General features: G+C 50.1%; 2 tRNA genes and 3 rRNA genes. All 5 read left to right on the forward strand.

Annotated features, from left to right (window positions below):
* Window positions 1-148 precede the first annotated feature (148 nt).
* The 5 genes from MN199_RS14625 (at window position 149) to rrf (ending at window position 5,590) form a co-directional block, all read left to right on the forward strand.
* A 16S ribosomal RNA gene (locus MN199_RS14625) occupies window positions 149-1,673 on the forward strand.
* A gap of 211 nt (window positions 1,674-1,884) precedes the next feature.
* Window positions 1,885-1,961, forward strand: a tRNA-Ile gene (locus tag MN199_RS14630).
* A gap of 105 nt (window positions 1,962-2,066) precedes the next feature.
* A tRNA-Ala gene (locus MN199_RS14635) sits at window positions 2,067-2,142 on the forward strand.
* A gap of 299 nt (window positions 2,143-2,441) precedes the next feature.
* Window positions 2,442-5,323: ribosomal RNA gene (locus MN199_RS14640) — 23S ribosomal RNA — on the forward strand.
* A 152-nt stretch (window positions 5,324-5,475) separates the two neighbouring features.
* Window positions 5,476-5,590, forward strand: a 5S ribosomal RNA gene (gene rrf / locus MN199_RS14645).
* The 16S, 23S and 5S rRNA genes sit together here with 2 tRNA genes alongside, the layout of an rRNA operon.
* Window positions 5,591-5,601 lie beyond the last annotated feature (11 nt).

Consider the following 5,601-nt stretch of genomic DNA (forward strand, 5'->3'; position numbering starts at 1 on the left):
GCACGCTCTTTAACAATTCGCAATCAATCATCTGTGTGGGCACTTATGATGGATTTCACAAAAATGAAATACATCGGTTGAGTGACTTACATAGAAATATGTTTTAAGTCAGTAAGACTGAGCGCCACTTCGGTGGCAGAAAGAACTTTAATAGAAGAGTTTGATCATGGCTCAGATTGAACGCTGGCGGCAGGCCTAACACATGCAAGTCGAGCGGGGTTTTCGGACCTAGCGGCGGACGGGTGAGTAATGTATAGGGAGCTGCCCGATAGAGGGGGATACCAGTTGGAAACGGCTGTTAATACCGCATAATGTCTACGGACCAAAGTGTGGGACCTTCGGGCCACATGCTATCGGATGCACCTATATGGGATTAGCTAGTTGGTGGGGTAATGGCTCACCAAGGCGACGATCCCTAGCTGGTTTGAGAGGATGATCAGCCACACTGGGACTGAGACACGGCCCAGACTCCTACGGGAGGCAGCAGTGGGGAATATTGGACAATGGGCGCAAGCCTGATCCAGCCATGCCGCGTGTGTGAAGAAGGCCTTAGGGTTGTAAAGCACTTTCAGCGAGGAGGAAGGGATAGGCGTTAATAGCGGCTATTTTTGACGTTACTCGCAGAAGAAGCACCGGCTAACTCCGTGCCAGCAGCCGCGGTAATACGGAGGGTGCAAGCGTTAATCGGAATTACTGGGCGTAAAGCGCACGTAGGCGGTTCGTTAAGTTGGATGTGAAAGCCCCGGGCTCAACCTGGGAATTGCATTCAAAACTGGCAGACTAGAGTATGTGAGAGGGGGGTAGAATTCCAAGTGTAGCGGTGAAATGCGTAGAGATTTGGAGGAATACCAGTGGCGAAGGCGGCCCCCTGGCACAATACTGACGCTGAGGTGCGAAAGCGTGGGGATCAAACAGGATTAGATACCCTGGTAGTCCACGCCGTAAACGATGTCTACTAGCTGTTCGTGGTCTTGTACCGTGAGTAGCGCAGCTAACGCACTAAGTAGACCGCCTGGGGAGTACGGTCGCAAGATTAAAACTCAAATGAATTGACGGGGGCCCGCACAAGCGGTGGAGCATGTGGTTTAATTCGACGCAACGCGAAGAACCTTACCTACTCTTGACATCTACAGAATTTTGCAGAGATGCGAAAGTGCCTTCGGGAACTGTAAGACAGGTGCTGCATGGCTGTCGTCAGCTCGTGTTGTGAAATGTTGGGTTAAGTCCCGCAACGAGCGCAACCCTTATCCTTAGTTGCCAGCACGTAATGGTGGGAACTCTAGGGAGACTGCCGGTGATAAACCGGAGGAAGGTGGGGACGACGTCAAGTCATCATGGCCCTTACGAGTAGGGCTACACACGTGCTACAATGGTATGTACAGAGGGAGGCAAGCTGGCGACAGTGAGCGGATCTCTTAAAGCATATCGTAGTCCGGATCGCAGTCTGCAACTCGACTGCGTGAAGTAGGAATCGCTAGTAATCGTGGATCAGAATGCCACGGTGAATACGTTCCCGGGCCTTGTACACACCGCCCGTCACACCATGGGAGTGGGTTGCAAAAGAAGTAGGTAGCTTAACCTTCGGGAGGGCGCTTACCACTTTGTGATTCATGACTGGGGTGAAGTCGTAACAAGGTAACCGTAGGGGAACCTGCGGTTGGATCACCTCCTTACCTAAAGTGAAGAAGTTGTAAGTGTTCACACAGATGATTGATTGTAGAGATAGAGCAAATAAAGTTTATTGCGAAGTTTATGAGAATAAATAACGCAGGATGTTTTATTTAGCGCAAGGCGCACGCCGAACGAAGGAAGGAGTTTACTAATGTAAATGACTGACTGAGAGAGAAGTGAAACGCAGCGATAGATAAAACAGACCAGTTAAACGGGTCTGTAGCTCAGGTGGTTAGAGCGCACCCCTGATAAGGGTGAGGTCGGTAGTTCGAGTCTACTCAGACCCACCAAATTCACTTTATGCTTCGTTGCAGCGAACCTCACATACCTAAGTATGCTTCGGTTGACTGCGCCTTGCCTAAACTGAATTACACCAATTTATTGGTATACTTATTGGGGCCATAGCTCAGCTGGGAGAGCGCCTGCCTTGCACGCAGGAGGTCAGCGGTTCGATCCCGCTTGGCTCCACCATTCTTTATTTACTCTAAAAAATTCAAATCAAAGCGTTCTAAACAGAATGATTTGATTTGAGTTTAATCTCAAATGCTCTTTAACAATTTGGCAAGCTGATAGTAGTAAAAAACAAGGTGCAAAATATTGCACAGGATGTTTTTACTGTTGCTAGGCGCACAACGAACGCGTGAAGGAGTTAACTTCGGTTAATGACTGAGCAAGTGAGGAAGTGCAACAACGCAGCGGGAAAAACAGACCAGCAAGACGTTGTGAACCTTAAACACACTGTATAATTTCAAGACATCTTGGGGTTGTATGGTTAAGTGAATAAGCGTACACGGTGGATGCCTTGGCAGTCAGAGGCGATGAAGGACGTACTAACCTGCGAAAAGCTGTGGGAAGCCGGTAAGAGGCGTTAGACCCGCAGATATCCGAATGGGGAAACCCAGTGCATTTATGCACTATCGTTACATGAATACATAGTGTAACGAGGCAAACCGGGAGAACTGAAACATCTAAGTACCCCGAGGAAAAGAAATCAACCGAGATTCCGTTAGTAGCGGCGAGCGAACGCGGAGTAGCCCTTAAGCTACATTGGTGTTAGTGGAATACTCTGGAAAGAGTAGCGATACAGGGTGATAGCCCCGTACACGACAACACCTTTATAGTGAAAACGAGTAGGACGGGACACGAGACATCCTGTTTGAACATGGGGGGACCATCCTCCAAGGCTAAATACTCCTGACTGACCGATAGTGAACCAGTACCGTGAGGGAAAGGCGAAAAGAACCCCTGTAAGGGGAGTGAAATAGAACCTGAAACCGTGTACGTACAAGCAGTGGGAGCACCTTCGTGGTGTGACTGCGTACCTTTTGTATAATGGGTCAGCGACTTACATTCTGTAGCAAGGTTAACCGAATAGGGGAGCCGTAGGGAAACCGAGTCTTAACTGGGCGAATAGTTGCAGGGTGTAGACCCGAAACCGGGCGATCTATCCATGAGCAGGTTGAAGGTTGGGTAACACTAACTGGAGGACCGAACCCACTAATGTTGAAAAATTAGGGGATGACTTGTGGATCGGAGTGAAAGGCTAATCAAGCTCGGAGATATCTGGTTCTCCTCGAAAGCTATTTAGGTAGCGCCTCGAGCGAATACCATTGGGGGTAGAGCACTGTTTGGGCTAGGGGGTCATCCCGACTTACCAACCCCATGCAAACTCCGAATACCAATGAGTACTACTCGGGAGACACACGGCGGGTGCTAACGTCCGTCGTGGAAAGGGAAACAACCCAGACCGCCAGCTAAGGTCCCAAAGTAATGATTAAGTGGAAAACGATGTGGGAAGGCATAGACAGCTAGGAGGTTGGCTTAGAAGCAGCCATTCTTTAAAGAAAGCGTAATAGCTCACTAGTCGAGTCGGCCTGCGCGGAAGATGTAACGGGGCTAAATCATTCACCGAAGCTGCGGACTTGTGCTTGCACAAGTGGTAGAGGAGCGTTCTGTAAGCCGTTGAAGGTAGACCGGGAGGTTTGCTGGAGGTATCAGAAGTGCGAATGCTGACATGAGTAACGATAAGGGGAGTGAAAAACTTCCCCGCCGAAAGACCAAGGGTTCCTATCCCATGCTAATCAGGGTAGGGTGAGTCGACTCCTAAGGCGAGGCTGAAAAGCGTAGTCGATGGGAAACGGGTTAATATTCCCGTACCGACCAATACTGCGATGGGGTGACGGAGAAAGCTAGGCAAGCGCGGCGTTGGTAGTCCGCGTGAAAGTAAGTAGGCTGAGAGACTAGGCAAATCCGGTTTCTTAAGGCTGAGATACGAGACGAGTGTCTAAGGACACGAAGTTGTTGACGCTATGCTTCCAGGAAAAACCTCTAAGCTTCAGGTATTGGTGATCGTACCCGAAACCGACACAGGTGGTCAGGTAGAGCATACCAAGGCGCTTGAGAGAACTCTGCTGAAGGAACTAGGCAAAATAGTACCGTAACTTCGGGAGAAGGTACGCTCTTTGCTGTTAAGGACTTGCTCCGTAAGCAGCGAAGAGTCGCAGTGACCAGCTGGCTGCAACTGTTTATTAAAAACACAGCACTCTGCAAACTCGTAAGAGGACGTATAGGGTGTGACACCTGCCCGGTGCCGGAAGGTTAATTGATGGGGTTAGCGCAAGCGAAGCTCTTGATCGAAGCCCCGGTAAACGGCGGCCGTAACTATAACGGTCCTAAGGTAGCGAAATTCCTTGTCGGGTAAGTTCCGACCTGCACGAATGGTGTAATGATGGCCAGGCTGTCTCCAGCAGAGACTCAGTGAAATTGAAATCGCGGTGAAGATGCCGTGTACCCGCGGCTAGACGGAAAGACCCCGTGAACCTTTACTATAGCTTGGCACTGAACATTGGCCCTACATGTGTAGGATAGGTGGGAGGCTTTGAAGTTTGAACGCTAGTTCAGATGGAGCCGTCCTTGAAATACCACCCTTGTATGTCTGATGTTCTAACGTAGGCCCCTTATCGGGGTCGCGGACAGTGTCTGGTGGGTAGTTTGACTGGGGCGGTCTCCTCCTAAAGCGTAACGGAGGAGCACGAAGGTTGGCTAAGTACGGTCGGACATCGTACGGTTAGTGTAATGGTAGAAGCCAGCTTAACTGCGAGACAGACACGTCGAGCAGGTACGAAAGTAGGTCATAGTGATCCGGTGGTTCTGTATGGAAGGGCCATCGCTCAACGGATAAAAGGTACTCCGGGGATAACAGGCTGATACCGCCCAAGAGTTCATATCGACGGCGGTGTTTGGCACCTCGATGTCGGCTCATCACATCCTGGGGCTGAAGTCGGTCCCAAGGGTATGGCTGTTCGCCATTTAAAGTGGTACGCGAGCTGGGTTTAGAACGTCGTGAGACAGTTCGGTCCCTATCTGCCGTGGGCGTTGGATGATTGAGTGGAGTTGCTCCTAGTACGAGAGGACCGGAGTGAACGAACCGCTGGTGTTCGGGTTGTCATGCCAATGGCATTGCCCGGTAGCTACGTTCGGAACGGATAAGCGCTGAAAGCATCTAAGCGCGAAGCCGGCCACAAGATGAGTCATCCCTCAGGCTTTAAGCCTGCTAAAGGGTCGTTGAAGACCACAACGTTGATAGGTGAGGTGTGGAAGCGCAGTGATGTGTTAAGCTAACTCATACTAATTGCCCGTGTGGCTTAACCATACAACGCCCAAGGTGTTTTAAGAAAGAATACGTGTGTAACTACTAATCAGATTGCCGAATATCGGAACACAGTTTTTATCAAATTCTTCCATGGATTTGACCCTAACGGGCCGCACTACAGTGCGTTAAAACGTGTTCCCTACAAGTTTTTGCCTGGTGGCAATAGCGCTGTGGACCCACCTGATCCCATTCCGAACTCAGAAGTGAAACGCAGCTGCGACGATGGTAGTGTGGCATTCGCCATGCGAGAGTAGTTCACCGCCAGGCTCCCAATTCAA

The organism is Rheinheimera metallidurans, from assembly GCF_036983985.1.
Taxonomy (GTDB): domain Bacteria; phylum Pseudomonadota; class Gammaproteobacteria; order Enterobacterales; family Alteromonadaceae; genus Alishewanella; species Alishewanella metallidurans.